Origin of the sequence: Pseudomonas sp. NPDC089547 (genome assembly GCF_050280665.1) — a bacterium.
GTDB lineage: Bacteria > Pseudomonadota > Gammaproteobacteria > Pseudomonadales > Pseudomonadaceae > Aquipseudomonas.
Genome location: NZ_JBNNVS010000013.1, coordinates 23,836 through 44,251 on the forward strand (window position 1 = coordinate 23,836; position 20,416 = coordinate 44,251).

Below are 20,416 nucleotides of genomic sequence, written 5' to 3' on the forward strand. Positions count from 1 at the left end.
TATTTATCATCCGAAGGAGATTGTGTTGCATCTCACCTCAGTGCACAGGCGCACTGAGGTGAGCCGTTGTTTAACGAATCGAGAGTTTCAGGACATCGCGATGGGTAATGCCCTTCTTCTCTTCATCCGCCGTGACGGCAAAACTAAACTTCAACGGATGTGTGTTACCCTCCACATCCAGCAGGGTGAACTCCAGGTCCTTTTCAAGTGCCCGGCGATACCCCGGATCTTCGAGGCCACTCGACAGAACAAAGCCTGAATCCCGCTCCAGGGTGATCATCAACTGCCCGGCACCCGGCTTCGCACCCTGCACTTGGCTCGGCAATGTGTATCCCCGATTCCTGGCCATGCGGTAGAGGAGACCGTCGAACAACAATTCGTCCCTGATCTGGCCATTATTCGACTCGAAAGAGAACCCGGTAAAGCTGACAAAATCATCGTCTTTGATAGGCGGCGTGGACGACCCGGGCTGCCACGACCAACGCACACCCGATTTTTTATCGGTATCCTTGATAAACAGCCGGGCAAACTTGGTCACCCGGCCCTCTCTGAGCACGTGCTCTAGCAACCAGTTATCGGTACTGGTGTCGACGTAAGCGAACTCATCACCCTCGGACGGTGACGTATCCCCCGCTACGCGCGTACGCCTGAAGCAGTACAGCTCCTGGGTAAAGGACGGGATGTCCTGCCCGCGCAATTCCAGTTTACCATTTTCGCCAATGCGTTCAGACGTAACCACTTTTCCTGTCAAGGTGTTCTGTATCGACGCAATCACCCGGATCATCCCCGGCTTACGGGAATGCAGGAAAAATCGGCGGTTTCTGGTCTGCAAAGGCGCGCTCCCCCCAGCCTGCACTGCAGGTTGACGCTGGATGTTGTTTGCATCCCTGTTGACCGCCCAGTCTTCCTCGTCACCATCTCCGGCAGCCAAGGCTTCCTCCAGCGGGGCGAGGAAAGGCAGATCGTTATTGCTGTCGGCATTCAAGAACTTCAACGTGGCCATATCGGCGTCGGAGATTTCGACCGGTTGACCATTGTGATCATTGGCAGCAGCAACGGTCACCTCGACTTCGATTTGCTGCCAACCATTGGCGTAGCACTGGGGTGCACCGAGGGCCTTAAGCTCGAAAGTGCTTATTAGTTCCCATGACAACAGACCGGCTGTTCCCTGCCGGCTTTCGCTGAACTCGACGATGGCGTAGCCGGTGCGATCAATGCCATCAAACGCAGTCACAACCGCAACCGGCAATTGCGGACTTTCCGGGGGAATGTATAGGTTACCCTGGAACTCCCCCTCCCCATTTACAGTCCAGGTCACAGCGTGACCAAGGTCTTGCTTGAAGTCTTCAGACATTACCGTGAACGGTATAGGCTGCACCGACAAGGCTTGAGCCACATGGAACGGAGCCACATTCAGGCTCGCATGCCAGCGGATCACCACCACTGCGCCTTCGGCGCTATCCCCGGTCAACCGGTTGGTGCAACGGATCCGCTGGACCTTGAAAAAATCGCGGTCGCCGCCAGGCGGATGGGGCGTGAAAATCGCCCGACCGTCACCCTTGTCGTCAAGCTCACCTATCGGCTGATCGAGCGTTTGCACCCGATTGTCGCCCCCCGACAGAAGTACCGCCTCGACCAGGCTCCACTGCAGGCTACCGCCGTCGACACTGGAGGCGCGGAGTTCGATCGGGGCTTCACCTTGCACCCATGTGGCAACCCGCGGTGCTACTTGCACCGCACGGGCACTTTCCACTACCAACGCGTGACTACGCACCGGGTCACCGGCTTCAGACGCAGTGGCGGTTACCAGCACCATCTGCTGGTCCTCGACAAAACTGCCTGCCGGGCTTGTGCTGTAGCTGGTGCCATTGAATGTGCCAACCGCCGCTGGGCGCTTCAGGTTGGTGGCTGACCACAACACCTGGCCCGCTGCGCCATCAGCAGTGAACGCGATGGACTGCCTAGGTATCACGTTCGCGAAGGCGGGCTCGACCGTTACCGCGCCCGGTCTTTTTTGCCAGATTCCGGTCAGGACAAGATCGACACCTGGGCTTGCTGCCCGCGTCACGAACTCATGGCCACCGGGCAGGCTGAAAGTACGCAGCACATCCATCGTTTGCCCCGCCTTCAGCTCCTCGATATCCGGTACGAGGATCAGCGTACCCGGCAGATCGCTCGCACCTTCGGCAATCGGATAAGGTAAGTCGGTGCCAGGGTTTGGCTGCCCGCCTGGGCGCAAGTCGATCCCCAGCTTCATGTAGACCAGCACTGCACCATCCCCGTACCGAGGGCTGCCTTCGCTTTGCCCCCATGGAGCGACCATCGTACGCACCATGAACTGTTCCGGGCTCAGCGGGTAGTAATCGTCCATGACGAAACGGCCCAGGGAATAGGTGTGCTGGTAAGCCCGCATGTAGCTGATCGATTCCTGCAACCGCCGGCCAAGCATGGCTTGGGCATATTGGGTTGGCCCAAGGTTGGTGGAGAACGTGTCCGCGCTGGCAAGGTCCAGCTCCAGCAGGGTGAACCGGCTACCTTTGAGCCGGCCGACGCGCAACTCCAGCGGAGCTTCGACCCGATAGCCCATGGCTTCGGTAAGGGTAACGCTTTCCACGACGCGCTTGGGTGCGCCAGGAAGCTTCACTACCCGCATGTATTCCCCGGCGACAATGTTCATCCGCAGCACCAGGCCCGAGCCGAACCCTGTTGCATGCTCGAAGCTGACCTGCGGCGCACCCAGTATCAGCCCTTGCAGCGAAACGCTGATTCGCTCGGCCTCATCAAGGTAGGCCTCCAGATGGATAGGGTCCATTGCACCGAAGTTACCGAGTGCGTCGAGGTACTGTTCACGAAGCACAAGATCAAGGAGGCGCCGGTCCAGGGCAAGCATGCCACCCCAACCGAAGCGTACCGAGGTTTCCTGTTTTTCCGGCAAACTAGCCTTACGTTCCATCTCACACCTCCTTGTTGGCGCGGTTGAGGATATCGGCGTAATGGCGTACGGGTACGAACGGCAGTGGCAAGATGACGTAGTCGTGCCTGTCGGCGGTATCGTCGTTGACTTGGTAGGCCGATATGATTACGTACTGGTCGTCCTCATCCGCGCCAGGGGTATAGACTTGGGTAGCCTGGTCGACGGAGCCTCTGCCGCGAAGCACAGTCCATTCGATTGGCTCGGGAACCTTGACCTTGTTCCCATCGAGGTCAAGCCTGTAGAACGGAAGCGCGACGGTGCCATCGCTCCTGGGTTCTGGCTCCATCCAGTAATTGCGGTTCTTGGCACCAACGACCAGCATGTCGATTCTCGCTGGATCGCCTCCCGCCGCTGGTCGAACGGTGACCTCGTCCAGGCGCAGCACCCTGTAGTGATTCGGCTCTGATGGTTCACGCTTGGGCAGTTTTACCGGTGCGGTATATTTGTAACCCCCGGGGTTCAGCGGATCGGTATCCGGGCCTACGGTACCCAGTTCGGGATCATCCCATTTCAGTGCAGCACCGTCTGGCGTTCCCGCAGACAGCGCAAAGGATTGGCCCACATCCACCTTCGCCACCCAGGGGTTTACCGTGACGTGGCTTGGTACAACGCTAACCAGTGCTCTGCTGACCAGCTCGCCACTGGTGGCCGTCACGATTAGTCGACGTTGGCCCTCTGTATGCAATGCGTCATCGGAGGGGGCCGTATAGCGTCCCACCGACGGGTCTTTGAACGCTCCTGTTTCGCCGGTTTCGCCAGGGAGGTTATTAACGGCCCAGGTGACGCTTTCCCCTGTAGGCGGAACGCTGAAGTCGATGATCCCACCGCTTGCCACGATCGGCTCCGAAGGGCTTATGACCATCGTGGTGCGCTTGGGCGCCAGGTTACCCAGCAGGGTCAGGTCGGTCGGCAGGGCCACGTCGCGCGGTGCTACGACGTTCTCACCACGGAAGAGCAAGTTGTTCAGACGCAAAGCGTCGATTTCGAACGTCATATCCATGAGTTCTCTGGCTTTCACCTCGACCTCTGACGCTAGTTTGGCTTTCAAATCAGCTACAATGTTCTGGGCACTTTTCCTGGCGGCTGAAGCACCTTCGCCAGAACCGAAGCCGTCTTCGATTTCAACTTCCGTGACAATGTTGAAATCATCCATCACAAATTTCAGGAGCGACTTACCTTCCGCAGTATCAGTCACAAACTTGTAGCCAACATCAATAGACACTGTCATATTGATAGCTAGATTTTTATAGCGCCCTCCCGTGCTCCCAGTCTCATAATAATATACCACTTCACCTGCCTTGCCAGTAGAGCGCCAGCGCGCCTTAAGCTTCCTGCCCTCGAATACCAATTCATCGCTCTTGGAAAATAGCTGAGCGCGAATTCCATTAACCGACAGACGCCAGCGCCAAGGCTGTCCAGTTCCTCCATGACCATCATCATAATATTCGTAAGTTACGCCGTAAGCAGCCGACCCGTTCGCGACCAGCTTATAGCGCTCGCCAGGTAGCTCTTCAACATCGAACTTTCCCTTTATCCATTGAAATTGATCAAGGCCAGCCTTAATGGCTTGATTAGCCATAAATTTTTGCGACAGTACCAGATTACTGGTATACGGAATAGTCGCATCAGGCAACATGTACAGCATTGCAGTATCGTCATGGGGGTACGCACCAGGTTCACTGCCTACCATTGCAACAAACACAACCACCGCGCCTTCGCCAAAATTTTCGGTGCCGAGCACAGTAGCACCGGGCGCCGCGTGAGTGCGAATACCAAATACGCCTGGATTTATTGGCGAATTGCTATCAACGACCATCTCGCTGAGTGGGAATTGCGTAATCCGCTCATCATCTTCACTCCAGTCGTCCAATACTTTTTTAAAGTACAACCCCAAGCGTATTTTTTCAGGCCCTGTTGCCCCGCCACTGAACAGATGGTCCAAGCCGTCCTTCAAATCAAGCAACACCTTGCCGCTCTCATCAACGGAGCCTTGTACGGCTTTCAGGTCTATCTCCATCTCCAGGATCCCGCGCGTGGCAGCGTTGTAGACGGTCAGGGCCGATACACTCCTGTGAGGCTCGCCATCACGGTACGTTTCGATTACCTCAAGATGCTTACCGCCCACCAGACGCATCTGCAACTTGCCCTTCGAATCCTGGATAGTTGCGTTCTCGAAAGACAACCGTGGCTTGTCAAGTACCAGGCCTAGCAGGACATGTTCGATACCATTACCTGACTCGACCACACCGTCGGGCAGCGTAGGGAAAAACACATCCTCAATGTCGATACGGTCAATGTACTCTTGCGTCAGCAGGGCGTTCGCCGCCGCCCTGTCAAACACCAGCAGCGCATCCCACTTCAATGTTTGCGCCCCCTGGTCCATTTTATTCAAAAATTCATCAAGCGATTGAATACCCACGGCTCGAGCCCGTACAGGTTCTTTACTGTTCATTGGTAGTTGACTCCATGTTTCATGCGTTAATCAGCGCAACGGCACATCACCCGCCAACTTACCCGGCGCGGCCAATTGCACAGTCATTTATTTGGACTTTTTGGGAATAATTAACAGCGGGCGAAGTTTGTGCCAACTGTCTCCCTTATCGAAACTTATATCCCCATAGAAGGTGTACTGCCTGCCTTCTTCCAACCCGTTATACGTTGCAAGATTCAACCACTGTTGAATGCGCCCATTGCTGTGTTCGCCGGCAGTGACCGGCACTCGATTACGTAATACGGCGCCATCTTCAATGGCCAGCGTGAACAGTTGACCGGGTGCCGCGAACGGCCAGAGCAGCCTCCCGGAAACTTCAAGCATTGCACCGTTGGTCTTGAGTTTGCTCCGCCAAAGTTCGCCGTTGGTCTCGGCCTCCAGGCAATTGATGTTGCTATCGATGACCAGCGGCTGAACCCGCAAGTCCACCGCGTCAGAAGGTGCAGAGCGCGCACCGCTATCATCGACGATGTGGTAGAACACCTTGAACCGCCTGCTGTGATTTTGCCCAGGCTGATGCATGTTCGCGGCGACCACACCAGGGTCGATCTTGAATCGTCGGCCGTCACCCTCCTCCGGTGTGTCGGTCACCTGCTTGCCGTTATGCTCATAACCATCCCAGTGAACCTCAAAGTGTTCACCTGGGCGCAAGGGCACATCCGGTACCGTTACATAAGCGCCAAGAATTGCGTAGTCCGCCAAAAGCTTTTGCGTGCCAGGCTCATCCGCTTCGGCACGCTCGATGCCTGGCGCTGCAAGGTTGCGTACCGTCTCGAACGCGACCTCCAGGCTATGTGAAGTCAACGCCTGCCCTGCACGGGCAAACTGGTAGAACACTTGATGTTCACCCGGTTCAAGCAAAGCCGCGTCAATGCGGAAGACGGTCTCGTCGCTTTGCAGGCTGCTCGTATCCATGCGTGCAAACTGCACTTCAGGCTCGAGCGCCCGGGGGCTTTTCCAGTGCAGCAACACGTGATCACCCACTTGAACCCCCGGGTATGCAGGCACCCGAACGATCAAGCCATCGGGGAACATGCCCGGGTCAAGCGGCGCACCCGTGAAGCCATCGACTGTAGCCTCAGGCAACAGGTCAACCGGGCTTTCCGCCCTTGCTACGGCCATTTCCTGCACAGGGGATGAAACTTGCTCGCCGTTACCCCCCAGGGTAATGGTGTATTGAAACTTTGCCCGGCCGTCCCGCGCACGAATGAAGTGTGACTTGGCGACTTGCCATTGCAACGGCTCACCGGCATTGGCCTCGGTCACCTCATGCAGCTCAGTTGCCGGAGGCGTAACTTCGTCCCCTGCAGCATTGAACATGCGCGCCACCAGCTCGATGCTGTCACCGACCTGCATGGCCCGGTAGCTTGGCGCCAGCAGGCGCACACCTTCACTCTCAAGGTCTGAAGCGACAATCACACGATCATGCGATTCCCGCGCCTGCGCCACCGCCAACGTTTCGGCACTATCACCACGGTCGCGCAAACCCAGGTAACAAAAGACACGTTTTGAATCCAGCGTGTCCTCATCTGCATCATCAACCTTGTAGGATAAAAATGCCCACCCACCGTCAAAAGGTTCTACAAAACGATTGGTCACCTTGGCGGTCATCGTTTTTGTAGTGTCGTAGTCTATGGGCACCTCAACCATTGCATCCAGTTCATCAAACGGCGTACCGTCTGCGGCGATTCCGCGCCAGATCGGATATATGTACTGACCAAACTTGATGTCAGCGTCTTTGATTACAAACTCCAGATCGTCGCCATTCAGGTTATTGACATCAATCTCACCCAACGCAGTTTGCGTCGGGATTTCAGGCGGGGGGTTGTGCTGGGACTGCTCGTCCCTGCCGTCCACTGAGCGTCGGGGCATCATGAACATACTCCTGATGGGTTGAAGATACCCTTAGTGTCATGGTGCACCACAGCGGCTGGCTACTGGCAGAAATAACAGGTGGCACGTGGCACGCCGGGGAAAGCCAGACCTGACAAATCTGCCAGGTGACAAAACAGAAAAAACAGGTGTGCTCTTGTAGCCTTCGCCGATTATCCCGGCGCACCTGTTAATTCTGACAGGTGCGGCAGTGCGGCAACTTCAATAAGCTCCAGACAGGCAACACGCCTTTATTGGCCCTGCAATGCAAATGCATGTCTTCTTTTATCTGTTCATACAACCTGAACAAGGAGCCTTGAACAATGAATAACCTTCATAACGACCGCCTCACGATTACTTCAGCCATTAAACAGGCAGTACTGGCTGTACCGTTGCTTGTTAGCGGTGTGGCCGCCGTTGCAGCCGGCACCACCAGCTCAACCCTGGCCGATCCGACCCCCATCCTCGCCCTCTTCCAGACCGTGGACAACAGCACCGAACCTTCTTGCGGGTTGGAGCTGCCGGAAGCGGGCAGCGGCACTACCGTGAAACTGCTCCCCAAAAAACAATGCCCGCCAGAAGGCAGAGACCCTCACTCCATTCGCATCCGAAACGTGCCGATCAAATCGACGTTCCTGCTGACTGATAATGAGCGCTGTGAGAAGGCCAACAGTGCCTGGGTTGAACTCGACACCAGCCGCACAAACGCTTCACTGGAAAAAATGGGCATCGACAAGATCTGGATCTACGCGGGCAGCCCGGATAAACCAGGCTACCTGACCAACAGCGGCCTCGACAGCGATGTGCCAAGCCGTGGCTTCCGAATCACCGGTAAAGGCAAGCAGATCGAGCAAGGAGAACTTGCCTGCATCGTGGTAACCATCGCCCCGAGGAGCAATTGATCATGATCAACGCTTCTGGAGTACACAGCAACGCCAGCAACTTTCAGAGTTTCGTGCAGAACAATGTCGACCAGCGTACCGGCCAGTACAACCTGGCCATTGACTTGCAAGTGCCGGCCGGCAACGACCTGACCGGCCCCGGCCTGCCCTTGCGCCTGTCGTACAGCCCTTTCAACAACGAAGACGCGGGCTTCGGCACTGGCTGGCAACTGGCAATGACCCGCTATGAGCCCGCTACCCGGATGCTTACCCTGCACACGGGTGAAAGCTACAAGGTGACAGGTACCGGAACGCAACCCACCATTCGCGAAAAGAAAATTCACAGCTTTTACTTTTACGATGACAGCGCTGAACCCGGTGACGGCAAAGGCCCCTTCCGTGTGGTCCACAAGTCCGGCCTTGTGGAAATACTGACACTGCACGATGTGCTCAACCCCGTCGCCTTGCCCAATAAAGTCAGGGCGCCCTCCGGCCACGGGATAACACTCAGCTACATCCCTGAGAACCGCCGACTGGCCAGCATCGTCGATGACAATGGCACGCTGCTGCTGGAGCTGAAGTACAACGATGTCGGGGCAACCATCGATGCACATCCAGGGGCAGGTGCTAATGGGCAGCCCTTCATGCGCTACAGGCTTGAGCTGAAAAACCGGGCTTTGGTGGAGGTCAAACTGCCAGATGAAACCGGCGGCAACTGGCGCTTCGGCTATACCACCGCCCGCGGCCTGACCTGCCTCGCGAAAGTATCCACGCCCATGGGGGCCGTGGAGGAAATCCGCTACGGCGAAAATGACGACCCGGGCCACTTGTTGCCCAATACACAGCCGCAAAGGGTCTTGCCACGGGTAACCAGCCATGAAGTAAAGCCCCGTGCCGATCAGCCACCGCTGAAAACGACCTACACCTACAAGCACTTCGATGAGGACAACAACGTCGAGGTAGAGCACAGTTATGTGGGCAGCAACAGCACTGTCAGTTGGCGTGACGACGGCGAGGACAACTTGTACCGGGCAAGTGCCTCCTACCACTACAGCGTCACTGCCCATTACTGGAAGGCGGGCAAGATCGCGCGCACACAGACACAAACATTCAACCGCCACCACCTGCTGACCCGGCAAACGCTGGAAGAAGACGGCCGTATCGAAGAAACCGCAACCGAGTTCCACGAACGCGCCGGCGTCAGTTTCGAGGATCAACCACGCTACTTCCAGCTGCCCAAGACCATCACCAAACGCTACAAACTACGTGCTGACGCCAGCAAGCTTCGCCTGGAAACCGCGACCACCCTGTATGACGATTATGGCAACGTCACCGAGGAGGTAGCCCCCACCGGCGTACGCATCACTTACGCGTACTATGACAAGGCCGGCGAGAAGCAGGACGACGATGAGCATGGCGAAGCCTGGGCCTGCCCGCCCGACCCGCAGGGTTTTGTGCGCAACATCAAATGCAAGACTGTCTACCCCCTGCCCGGGTTGCCCGGCGATGCCCCCGTCCAACGGACCCGGCTGACCTACAAGACCTACCCGGCGCTGTCCAGCCTGGGCCAGGCAAGCGAATGGCTTGCGCCTTGCGAAGAACAGGTGCTGCAAGTATTCGATGTTCAGCAGCCCGACGAACGCGAACAGCTACTGATAAAAGTGGAACGGGCCTACCTGAACATGCCAGACAATGCCTTCCTGCACGGTCGGCCGAATTACCAGGTGACCACCCGTTACGGTGACGACAGCGCCAACCCGGTGCGCCGAGCCATCGAAAGCCGCACTTCACGTATTGAGTGGGGCTACCGCAAGCTCGTCGACGAGGGGCACGGCCTGGAATACTGGACCGATGAAACCGTGTGCGGCTTTGACCTGGTGCAGAAAACGACCCGCTCGGCCGCATCTGGGCTGCATGGTCAGACGGTGTACGAAGAGGATGACACCGGCAACAGCATTCGCCGCATCTACGACCCGCTCGCACGCCTGAAGGAAGAAACTGTTGCGCCAGGCCAAGGCGAGGACGAGGCCAAGGTCATCCATCAGTACGGGTTGGTCACCCACCCCGAGGAAGGCGCAGCCGGGCTGGCCTCGCAGTCGGTTACCGGCAGCACGGGCGTGAGCACCTTCGTCACCTTCGATGGCTGCAGCCGGGTGGTGACCGAAGAGCGCGAAACGGAAGTTCCGGATACCTCGCCAGGCGCTAAACCCTTGCGGCAACGTAAAGTTGTTGCCCAGCGCAAGTACGATGAACTTGGTCAAATGAGCGAAGAAACCACCTTTGACTACTATGACGGCAAGACCCTGAAGCTGACATCCACCTTCGAATACGATGCCTGGAGCCGGCTGTGCAAGACCACGCTGCCCAATGGCACGACGCAGCACAGCGAATTTTCGCCGTTCGGCAAATCGGGCGACATCATCACCCACTGGGTCGAGACAACGGACAAACCGGGGGTTCGTCAACAGCAGCAGGTTACCGAAAGCAATCACTTCGACAAGCCGGCCTATCAATACCGGCTGGACGAAGCAGGCCAGATTGCTGGCCGCCATGACTTCAGCTACGACGGCCTGGCTCGCTGCACCCGTGAAGAACACACCTTCAACCGAAACGGCAGGCCGGTCAGCCGAGTCAACCAGTACACCTACGATTCCGAAGGCCGGGTAACCCGTAGCGAACGGCCCGACCAATCGGCGGTGCTCAGCCATTTCGCGCTACACAGTGCTGCCCCGCTGGCCGAGCAACTGCTGGTCGAGCGACGCAAAGGTGTACAACCCACCCTGGCCTGGCAGCGGGATTACGATGGCCTCGACCGCCTGAAGGCGCTGACGGCCGGGTTGCAGCAAGAAACCTACACCTACAAGGAAAACACCTCGCTGGTAGAAACCCGCACCACGGCGCAGCGCACGTTTACCTACCACTATCGCCCCACCCGCTCGGCCCAGCCCAGCCAGATCGACGTGGACACAGTGCCGAGCACAACCTTCGATTACGACAGCAAAACCTCGGCCATCAGTACAGCCAGCGATACACAAGGCAAGCACAGCTATACCTACACCGATCAAGGCTACCTGCTGAAAAGCCAATGGGAAGATCAGGATGCCAAGGGTTACCACTGCGACTACCGCAACTCGTTCCAGGGGCTGCCCTTGGGCTACACCGAAAGTGACGGCGTTGGAGTGGACCACGCCTACAACGACCTGGGCCAACTGGAACAGACCCGTCAAGGTGACCTGGTCGCCTCATTCGAGTACGACAAGCTGGGGCGGCTCTGGAAAACCACAACGCAGGACTTGATCAACAAACAGGTGCTGGTGTGCGAGCAAACTTACGACCCTTTAGGCCGCGAGGACAAACGCGAACAAACCCTCACCCGGCAGGATGGCTCCACCCTCACCCAAAGCATCGTGCTGACATGGCAGGAGGATGACCAACTACGTACCCGCGCCCTCACCCGTGACGGCGAACAATTGTTGCTGGAAACCTTCAACTACGATGCACTCGACCGGCTGGAAGAACACAGTTGCACTGGCAGCGCCCTGCCGAAGAACGCGGCTGGGCGCGCGATCAAGAATCAGTTTTTCGTCTACGACGAACTGAATAACCTCACAGAGTGCTACACCGATTTTGCCGACGGTGCAGCAGACGAAGCTTTCTATACCTACGACGGCTTCATCCTGACACGGGCGGAGCATGCCCTGCAGCCCGACTACCCGGCCAGCCAGGCGTTCGAATCCGATGCCGAAGGCAACCTGCTGAACGACGAGCACGGCAACCGGCTGGTGTACGACGAACGTGGCCGCCTGAGTGAAGTCCGACGGGCGAGCGACGGGCAGCCCCTTTACCGCTACCGCTACGACGGCCACAACGACCTGATCGGCGTGCGCCAAGCGCAAGACGCAGAGGTATCGCGCCGCTACCAGGGCTACCGGGTGACCAGCACTCGCGAAGCAGACTTTCTTACCGAGTACCTGTACGCCGGCGACCGCCCTCTGGGCTTGCAACGCCCGGCCCAAACCGCCGACAACCGGCTGTTCGTAACCGACGCGGCAAACAGTGTGCTGGGTGAATGCAGCAGTGATGAACTGCACGACAACACGTATACCGCCTACGGCGACTCACCGGACAACAACCAGTTGGTGGGCCTGCTCGGCTTCAACGGTGAAGCCCGCGAACGTGCGTTGGGCTGGTCTCTGCTGGGGCGCGGCTACCGTGCCTACAACCCCGGGCTGATGCGCTTCCACAGCCCGGACCTCGCAGCGCCTGAAGTTGCGGGCATCAACCCGTATGTGTACTGCGGCGGCAACCCGGTCAACTGGCACGACCCAAGCGGCCATTACGGCATGCGACACAGCACGGAGCAGCCCTACATCCCACCCAAACCACTGAAGGGCAAGGCAGACTTGCGATCCTGGATTGGCGTGCTCCTGGGTGCTGCTTTTGCCGTGGTCAGCTTCATGTTTCTGCCGCCGGTAGGCCTGACCATGGCGTTTGCCCTCGGCGCAGGCAGCCTTGTCATTGACGTGGCCTCGACGGTGGTGGGTGGGGCGGCCCTGCTGACAATGAGCGAGGCGGCTAATGACTGGGCGTTCGGGCTGGGGATTGCCAGTGCGGTGAGTACGTTGGGGATTATGGGGTATAGCAAGTTCGCAGCGAGGGGCGCGGGAAAAGTTGCAAACGGAAGCGGTAAGGTATTTGCAGTTAGCGACGATATTAATACCACAACTACTATAACTACCAAAACCGTCCACAACAACTATAAGACAGTCCACATCCACAAAACCACTAATAACATCAAAAAAATCACAAAATCCGCTCCGAGAAAGGCACCCACTTTAGACATGACGGATAACTTCATCACCCGTACTAATCCTATCTTTGATGAAGCACCCTCCGTATCGGCAACTTCATCCAGGAAAACCTCTATTTCCTCGCTAGAGCCAGAAGCTACCACCCCTATAGCAGAACCTCTCAGCATTTCTCCAAGTCAGCCCCCTGCAGCACCCACTGTAGAAGTGGGTCCGGTGAAAGGTGGCTACAGGCAAGCCGGAAAAGGTAAATGGCAGCCCGTCGGTACAATCCGGGACTTCAGAAATGGCAGATTCGCCATAGGCCAACCAGCCCTGAAGCCAGGTACATAACCTCTTAGGCGGCCTTCGCCGAAGGCCGCTACTCAACATGAGAGATTATATACCCTCAAAATTCGGATTTTTCCTACAGAGCAGAACCCACTGTCTAGCTATCTTCGTCCGCCTTAACGCGCATGTATCCTGAGCGGCATGTCAAATTTAACAGCTAGCGCTGCAGGGCCTCTCGGCTGGCGCAAATCAACGGTTCTTTCTTATGCGTACCATCATCCGAAACCGATTGTTGCCTGCAAGCCTTTACTCAGCTCTACTTTGCTTAGGCGCAAATATTAGCTTGTTATTCATATCTATCGCTCCTGTTACAGCCAATGAACGCCCCCTGCAATTCAACCCCAACTTCATGCGCCAAACCCCTGGGCAATCCAGCGACGCCAGCATAGCCGCCCTGAACACCCTGGCCGCTCAAGCCTCCCTGGCGCCTGGCCGCTATCAGGTTGAAGTGCTGGTCAACCTGGCCCCGGCAGGGAAGCACGAAATCGACTTCCGCGAACGCAGCGACGGCAAGGGCCTGGAGCCCTGCCTCAGCGCAGCCCTGCTGCGCGAACTGGGCCTGCGCGAGCAGGGGCTGGCCGAGCCCTTGCCCAGCGACGAGCGCTGTGTGGACCTGCCCGCCCTGGTGCCCGACGCCACCTACGACCTGGACCCTGGCCAACTGCGGCTGGCGCTGTCCATCCCGCAAGCGGCCCTGCGCCGTGATGTGGCGGGCAGCGTGGCCCCCGAGCGCTGGGACGACGGCATCAATGCCGCCTTTGTCAGCTACCAGGCCTCTGCACAGCATTTCAGCGGCCGCACCGGCACCTCCAACAGCAGCCAGGACCTATACCTCAATGGCGGTATCAACCTGGGTGGCTGGCGCCTGCGCAGCAGCCAAAGCTGGCGCGACGACGGCGAAAGCCAGGACTGGGTGCACTTCAATACCTACGCCCAGCACGACCTGCCCGGGCAGTGGGGCACATTGACACTTGGCGAAACCTTCAGCAGTGGCGACGTATTCCGCAGCCTGCCCATCAAAGGGGTACAGCTGGCCACCGACATGGGCATGCTGCCCGACGTGATGCAAAGCTACGCGCCCGTCATTCGCGGCGTAGCCCAGACCCGGGCCAAGCTCGAAGTGCTGCAGAACGGCTACCCGATCTACTCCACTTACGTTGCCCCCGGCCCTTACGAAATCAACGATCTGGGTATCGGTGGCAGCAGCGGCGACCTGGAAATCGTCCTCACCGAGGCGGATGGCCAAGTGCGCCGTTTCATTCAGCCCTACTCCACCCTCAGTAACCTGCTGCGCGAAGGCGTGTGGCGCTACAACCTGGTGGCTGGCCGCTATGACGGCGCCGACGGCATCGACAACCCCACACTGTGGCAAGCCACGCTGGCCCGCGGCGGCCAGTGGGGCACCACCCTGTATGGTGGGCTGCTGGGCAGCGAGTACTACGATGCTGCCAACCTTGGCATCGCCCGCGACTTTGGCACCGTTGGCGCAGTGTCGCTGGATGTGACCCAGGCCCGTACCGATCTTGGCGAGCAAGGCGGCCAGGTACAGGGGCAGAGTTACTCCGTGCGCTACGGCAAAGCCTTCCAGACCGGTACCAGCCTGCGCTTCGCTGGCTACCGCTACTCTACCGAGGGCTATCGCGAGTTCGACGAAGCCGTGCAGCAGCGTAACGCCTCCAGCCGCTACCAGGGCAACCGCCGCAGCCGCCTGGAAAGCTCGATCTACCAGTCGTTCAACAACCGCAACTCGCTGAGCCTGACCTTGTCGCAGGACGATTACTGGCACACCAACCGCCAGCGGCGCCAGTACCAGTTCCAGTTCAATACCCAGTATCGCCGGGTCAGCATCAACCTGTATGCCTCGCAGTCGTTGAGCGACGACAACGGCAGCGACCGCATCGTAGGCGTGGGCGTGACCATCCCGCTGGACTGGGGCACGTCAACGACGGCAAGTTTCGACGTGCAGGAAAGCAACGGCCACTTCAGCGAACGCGCCAGCTTGAGCGGCGGCTCGCAGGACAACCGCCTGAGCTACCTGGCATCGCTGGCCAACGACGAACAGCAGCGCAAGACGGCGTCGGTATCGATGGGTTACCAGACGCAAAAGGTCAACGTGGGTGCCGGCTACACCGAAGCGGACGACTTCCGCAGCGTCTCGGTCAATGCCAGTGGCGCGGTGCTGGCGCACGCCGGCGGCATCGTGCTGGGGCAATACCTGGGCGAGACCACGGCGTTGGTGCATGTGCCCGACGTGCCCGGCGTAGGTGTCGACAACGTGCCCGGTGGCAGCACCGACAACAGTGGCTACATCCTTGCCCCCCACATGCGCCCCTACCGGATCAATCAGGTCACCCTGCAAACCGACCAGCTCGGCCCTGATGTTGAAATCGAAAATGGCGCCACTCAGGTTGTGCCACGCCGAGGCGCGGTCGCCCTGGCGGCGTTCAAAGCGCGCCAGGTCAGCCGCCTGATCCTGACCCTGCAGCATGCCGACGGCCGGCCACTGCCCTTCGGCACCCAGCTCAATGACCAGCAGGGCGAGCACCTGGCCGTAGTGGGCCAGGCGGGCCAGGCGCTGATTGCAACAGATGCCCAGGCACAAACCCTGGAAGCGCGCTGGGGCGAACGTGCAGAACAGCGCTGCCTGTTGAAGATCGACCCGGCAACCATGCCAGAAGAGCAAGGCTACCATCTGCAGACCCTGCGCTGCCCTACTCCATGACCCCACCCCCGCGACACTGTCGCGGGAGTGCAACAGGAACCGACCATGCCCACTTTATCGCGTTATTTCATCGGCATCGCTGCGGCAGCGACGATGATGACACTGTCAAGCCAGGCCTTTGCCCTGGGGTGCGAATGGCCCACGACCGTAGGCCCGTTGCAGTTCACCCATAACCTGGGTGGTGTAAAGTGGGTGGCACGCGATGCACCCGTGGGTAGCAAGATCTACTCTGCAGCCACCACTGGCGTACAGGGCCCTGGCTTCGCCCTGAAGTGCGACAACGATGGGACACTAAGCCTGACAGCCAACATGGGTACGCCATTAGCTGTCGAGCCCGGCACCTTCCCCCCCGTCGACGGCAGGAATGTAACAGGTAAAGTGCTGCGAACCAGCATTCCGGGGGTCGGCCTGTATCTGGAGCTGGGCGGCTTCCTCAACGCGTCGGCCAGCAACGCCTTCCAGGCAAACGATGGGGGTATTGGCGCCATTCCCTATGTAGGCGAGAACCAAAGGGATATGGCACCTACCCCCATGCTGATGGAAAACCTCACCATCAAGTACATGGCCCTGATCAAGACTGGCCCGATTCCGGCGGGTGTCAGCTCATTCAACCAGGAAGTCGTCAGGGGCGTGGTCAGCAATGTAGGGGATGCCGTAAGGCTCACATTGGGTGGGCAGGTCCAGCAGGCCCAGTGCACGGTCAAGGCTGACGCGGTCAGTGCCAACCCGGTGCAACTTGGCACTCACGACATCGCTAGCTTCACAGGCCAGGGCAGCACAACCAACCCGGTTGATTTCTTTATCACCCTAAGCGACTGCGAGGACGACCCGGCAGGTAGCGTTGCCCGCGCGTTCATGCGCCTGGACGGCGTAGACGGGTCGGTGCCGGTGGACCGGGACATGGGGTTATTCACACTGACGACGGACTCGACCGCCGCTGGCATTGGCATTCAAGTACTGCGTAGCGACAATACCCCGCTGAAACTGGAGGAGTATGTGGATATGGTGGGCCTTACCCCCGGCATCACGCGCCTCGACCTTCGCGCCCGCTATTACCAGACCGCAGCAACGGTTACCCCCGGCGAGGCCAAGGGTGCATTGAACTTCACCATCGAGTATCGCTAACAGGCCCTGCCATGGCTTGATCGCCGTGGCCAGGCTTTAGATCAGGCAAAAAAAAACGCACCAAAGGAACGTTAAATTCCTTGGTGCGTTTTGTATTGGAGCGGGAAACGAGACTCGAACTCGCGACCCCGACCTTGGCAAGGTCGTGCTCTACCAACTGAGCTATTCCCGCATTTAAAGCTTTTACAACCTACTACACCGTCATGAACGCCATAGTTTTAGAAACTGGAGCGGGAAACGAGACTCGAACTCGCGACCCCGACCTTGGCAAGGTCGTGCTCTACCAACTGAGCTATTCCCGCAAATGGCGTCCCCTAGGGGACTCGAACCCCTGTTACCGCCGTGAAAGGGCGGTGTCCTAGGCCACTAGACGAAGGGGACACACAACACTTTTCAGTGCACCAGACTTGAACCTCACGATTCACCCTGGATTTTCTTTTCCTGCCCCGCCGTTAAGCAGTGCCGGAGAAACTGGAGCGGGAAACGAGACTCGAACTCGCGACCCCGACCTTGGCAAGGTCGTGCTCTACCAACTGAGCTATTCCCGCAATATGGCGTCCCCTAGGGGACTCGAACCCCTGTTACCGCCGTGAAAGGGCGGTGTCCTAGGCCACTAGACGAAGGGGACACGCTGCTGGCATTACTGCCTGCTTTCACTCCCTGCTGCGTTTCGCTGTGTGCTTTACGCTGCAAGTGGCGCGCATTCTATGGATGCTTCGAACATGCGTCAACCCCTTTGTAGAAATTTATTTAAATCAATGACTTCCGGGTAGCCTGGGGTGCAGATGCGGGCCGGGGTGTCGATATAGAAAGAAGCAATCCTGTGCCGCTGTTCGTCCCCAGGCGAACTCACTACACTCATGGGTGTAATTCTTCTTCAATGAGGCATTAACGGTGACACCACTTCTGATCACCCTGCTTATCGTGGCGGGCATCGCGTTGCTGATCGTGATCGGCTACCTCAACAATGTGGTCGAGAACGGCAAGCTTGAACGCGTCCGGTTGAAGATCGAGCTGGGCGACCGCCTGCGCCGCTGCGGCGAAATCACCGAGACCTTCCCCGGCCAGTTCATGTCCCCGGCCCTTAAACTGTTGCTGACCCGCCTGGAGCTGAACCTTAACCAGCGCCAGCTGGCGGTGGACAAGCACAATGCCGAACTCAAGGCACGCATCGCCGAACTGGAAGGGCTGATTGCCCTGGGCGACAAGCTACCGGTAAACAACCCGCCCAACCCGATCCACACCGAGGTCAAGGCCAAGGATGTGCGCTTCTTGCTGGAGGCGATGCACAACCAGGTAACCCGCGCCGCTCAGGAAGGCTTCCTGCCTGCCACCGAGGCCAAGCACTGGATCAAGGAGATCCGCCACATCCTGGTGCTGCTGCATATCGAATTCTTCAACAACCTCGGCCAGCAGGCCTTGCAGAAGAACCAGCCGGGCCAGGCACGCCTGGCGTTCGAGCGGGGCGTGCAGTACCTGCGCAAGCAGCCGGAGCCGAAGGTGTATGAAGAGCAGCTGACGTACCTGGAGAAGCTGCTGGCCCGGGCCAACGCCCAGGTGATGGACCGTATGGCCCCGGCCGAGGACGAGCACAACGAATTGACCGATGGGCTCAAGACCGATGAGGAAGAGACCTGGAAGAAGAAGGTGATGTACGACTAAGCCCTGCGCCGCCCCCTGTAGGAGCGGCCTTGTGTCGCGATGGGCCGCAAAGCGGCCCCGGCGATATCGGCATTGATACAACAATCTGAGGCCGCTTTGCGGCCCATCGCGACACAAGGCCGCTCCTACAGGGACCGCGCAGGGCTTGCAACAGTGTTTAGCAGTCAGTCAGCTCCAGAAAGATCGCCGCCAACCGCTCCAGCCCCACCTGGTCCGCCTCGCTGAACCGCCCGACCTTCGGGCTATCCAGGTCCAGCACCCCAATCAACCTGCCTTCCTTCACCAGCGGGATCACCAGCTCGCTGTTGGACGCGCTGTCACAGGCAATGTGCCCCGGGAACGCATGCACATCCTCCACCCGCTGGGTCTGCCGCGTTGCCGCCGCAGCCCCGCACACGCCCTTGCTGAAGGGAATGCGCACACACGCCACCTGGCCCTGAAACGGCCCCAGCACCAACTCTTCGCTACGGTTGAGGTAGAAACCGGCCCAGTTCAGGTCGTCCACCTGGTTATAGAGAAACGCCGAAAATTGTGCGGCATTGGCGATGAAATCACGCTCGTCGGCAAACAGCGCCTGCACTTGCGCTGCCAGCAGGTTGTAGCCGTCGAGGCCGGCGCCACTGGCATTAAGGTCGATCATTTACTTTTGCTCCAGCAATTGCAGCCCGACCCAGTAGCGGGCGAACTGATAGGCACAACGGCCATTACGGTTACCGCGGCCGGTGGCCCAGCGCACGGCGAGGATGTCGAGCTCTTCGGTACGCTGCCAGGCCAGCCCCGCGGGGCGTGCCAGCTGGCCGATCCAGTGCTCGACCACATTCAGGAAGTGGTCCTGGGTAAACGGGTAGAACGACAGCCACAGGCCGAAACGGTCCGACAGGGCAATCTTGTCTTCTACCGCTTCGCTAGGGTGCAGCTCGCCGTCCACGCGTTTCCAGTTCTCGTTGTCGCTTTCTTTCTCCGGCACCAGGTGGCGGCGGTTGGAGGTGGCGTACAGCAGCACGTTGTCTGGCGCCTGCTCCAGCGAACCGTCCAGCACGCTCTTGAGCACCCGGTAGTCGCCCTCCCCGGCTTCGAACGACAGGTCGTCGCAAAACAGGATGAAGCGGTGCGGCAGCTTTTGCAGCTGCTCGACCACGCGTGGCAGGTCGGCCAGGTGGTCGCGTTCGATTTCGATCAGGCGCAGGCCGGCACTGGCGTGCTCGGCCAGCAGGGCGCGCACCAGCGATGACTTGCCGGTGCCGCGTGAGCCCCACAGCAGTGCGTGGTTGGCCGGCAGGCCGTTGATGAACTGGTGGGTGTTGCGGCCCAGCTGGTCACGCTGCTTGTCGACGCCAATCAGGTCGGTCAGGCGGATGTCCAGGCTGACTTCCAGTGGCAGCAGGTAGCCGCTGCGGCCATCGCGCTGCCAGCGGGCAGCCAGGGTGGTGCCCCAGTCGATGTTCGGGCGTACTGCAGGCAACAGCGGTTCGAGGCGCGCCAGCACCGATTCGGCGCGGTCCAGGAAAGCAATCAAGCGAGCGTCCATGACGACTCCTAAAAATTTCAGTT

At 58.8% G+C, this 20,416-nt stretch carries 10 protein-coding genes and 5 tRNA genes; 5 read left to right on the plus strand and 10 right to left on the minus strand.

The annotated features are described in order from the left end of the window. Window positions 1–70: 70 nt before the first annotated feature. From ACQKPZ_RS11610 to ACQKPZ_RS11620, 3 genes are all read right to left on the minus strand, one after another. Window positions 71–2,953 carry a hypothetical protein gene (locus tag ACQKPZ_RS11610; RefSeq protein ID WP_427537958.1) on the minus strand — a complete coding sequence of 961 codons (2,883 nt, stop codon included), beginning with the start codon at window positions 2,951–2,953 and terminating at the stop codon, window positions 71–73. A gap of 1 nt (window position 2,954) precedes the next feature. Next, window positions 2,955–5,426, minus strand: coding sequence for a hypothetical protein (locus ACQKPZ_RS11615; RefSeq protein ID WP_427537961.1), 2,472 nt, complete (start codon window positions 5,424–5,426; stop codon window positions 2,955–2,957). Between the two features lie 87 nt (window positions 5,427–5,513). Continuing rightward, window positions 5,514–7,340, minus strand: coding sequence for a hypothetical protein (locus ACQKPZ_RS11620; RefSeq protein WP_427537964.1), 1,827 nt, complete (start codon window positions 7,338–7,340; stop codon window positions 5,514–5,516). Between the two features lie 320 nt (window positions 7,341–7,660). Here ACQKPZ_RS11620 and ACQKPZ_RS11625 point away from each other — a divergent pair, with 320 nt between their 5' ends. The 4 genes from ACQKPZ_RS11625 (at window position 7,661) to ACQKPZ_RS11640 (ending at window position 17,203) form a co-directional block, all read left to right on the plus strand. Then, on the plus strand, window positions 7,661–8,239 hold the full coding sequence (locus ACQKPZ_RS11625; protein WP_427537967.1) for a hypothetical protein: 579 nt from the start codon (window positions 7,661–7,663) through the stop codon (window positions 8,237–8,239). A 2-nt stretch (window positions 8,240–8,241) separates the two neighbouring features. After that, window positions 8,242–13,359: an RHS repeat domain-containing protein gene (locus ACQKPZ_RS11630; RefSeq protein ID WP_427537970.1), complete on the plus strand. Its 5,118-nt coding sequence runs from the start codon at window positions 8,242–8,244 to the stop codon at window positions 13,357–13,359. Window positions 13,360–13,561: 202 nt separating this feature from the next. After that, entirely contained in the window at window positions 13,562–16,078 is a 2,517-nt protein-coding gene (locus ACQKPZ_RS11635; protein WP_427537972.1) for a fimbria/pilus outer membrane usher protein, read from the plus strand. Window positions 16,079–16,123: 45 nt separating this feature from the next. Next, window positions 16,124–17,203, plus strand: a complete 1,080-nt coding sequence (locus ACQKPZ_RS11640; RefSeq protein WP_427537975.1) for a fimbrial protein — start codon at window positions 16,124–16,126, stop codon at window positions 17,201–17,203. Window positions 17,204–17,299: 96 nt separating this feature from the next. Here ACQKPZ_RS11640 and ACQKPZ_RS11645 read toward each other — a convergent pair. The 5 genes from ACQKPZ_RS11645 to ACQKPZ_RS11665 all read right to left on the minus strand — a co-directional run bounded on the left by ACQKPZ_RS11645 (window position 17,300) and on the right by ACQKPZ_RS11665 (window position 17,831). Next, window positions 17,300–17,375 (minus strand) — tRNA-Gly (locus ACQKPZ_RS11645). A gap of 54 nt (window positions 17,376–17,429) precedes the next feature. Next, window positions 17,430–17,505 (minus strand) — tRNA-Gly (locus tag ACQKPZ_RS11650). 3 nt (window positions 17,506–17,508) lie between these two features. Further along, window positions 17,509–17,584: transfer RNA gene (locus ACQKPZ_RS11655), tRNA-Glu, on the minus strand. Window positions 17,585–17,675: 91 nt separating this feature from the next. After that, a tRNA-Gly gene (locus tag ACQKPZ_RS11660) sits at window positions 17,676–17,751 on the minus strand. Window positions 17,752–17,755: 4 nt separating this feature from the next. Further along, a tRNA-Glu gene (locus ACQKPZ_RS11665) sits at window positions 17,756–17,831 on the minus strand. A gap of 266 nt (window positions 17,832–18,097) precedes the next feature. On the opposite strand from ACQKPZ_RS11665, the gene ACQKPZ_RS11670 reads away from it, so the two are divergent. Continuing rightward, the gene (locus ACQKPZ_RS11670) at window positions 18,098–18,865 is read left to right on the plus strand and encodes a hypothetical protein (RefSeq protein WP_427537977.1); all 768 of its coding nucleotides are present in this window, start codon (window positions 18,098–18,100) and stop codon (window positions 18,863–18,865) included. 157 nt (window positions 18,866–19,022) lie between these two features. Here ACQKPZ_RS11670 and ACQKPZ_RS11675 read toward each other — a convergent pair whose 3' ends face one another. Together ACQKPZ_RS11675 and ACQKPZ_RS11680 are read right to left on the minus strand one after the other, a co-directional pair. Further along, entirely contained in the window at window positions 19,023–19,505 is a 483-nt protein-coding gene (locus ACQKPZ_RS11675) for a GAF domain-containing protein (protein WP_427537980.1), read from the minus strand. Further along, window positions 19,506–20,393 carry an ATP-binding protein gene (locus tag ACQKPZ_RS11680; RefSeq protein ID WP_427537983.1) on the minus strand — a complete coding sequence of 296 codons (888 nt, stop codon included), beginning with the start codon at window positions 20,391–20,393 and terminating at the stop codon, window positions 19,506–19,508. It lies immediately after the preceding gene. Window positions 20,394–20,416 lie beyond the last annotated feature (23 nt).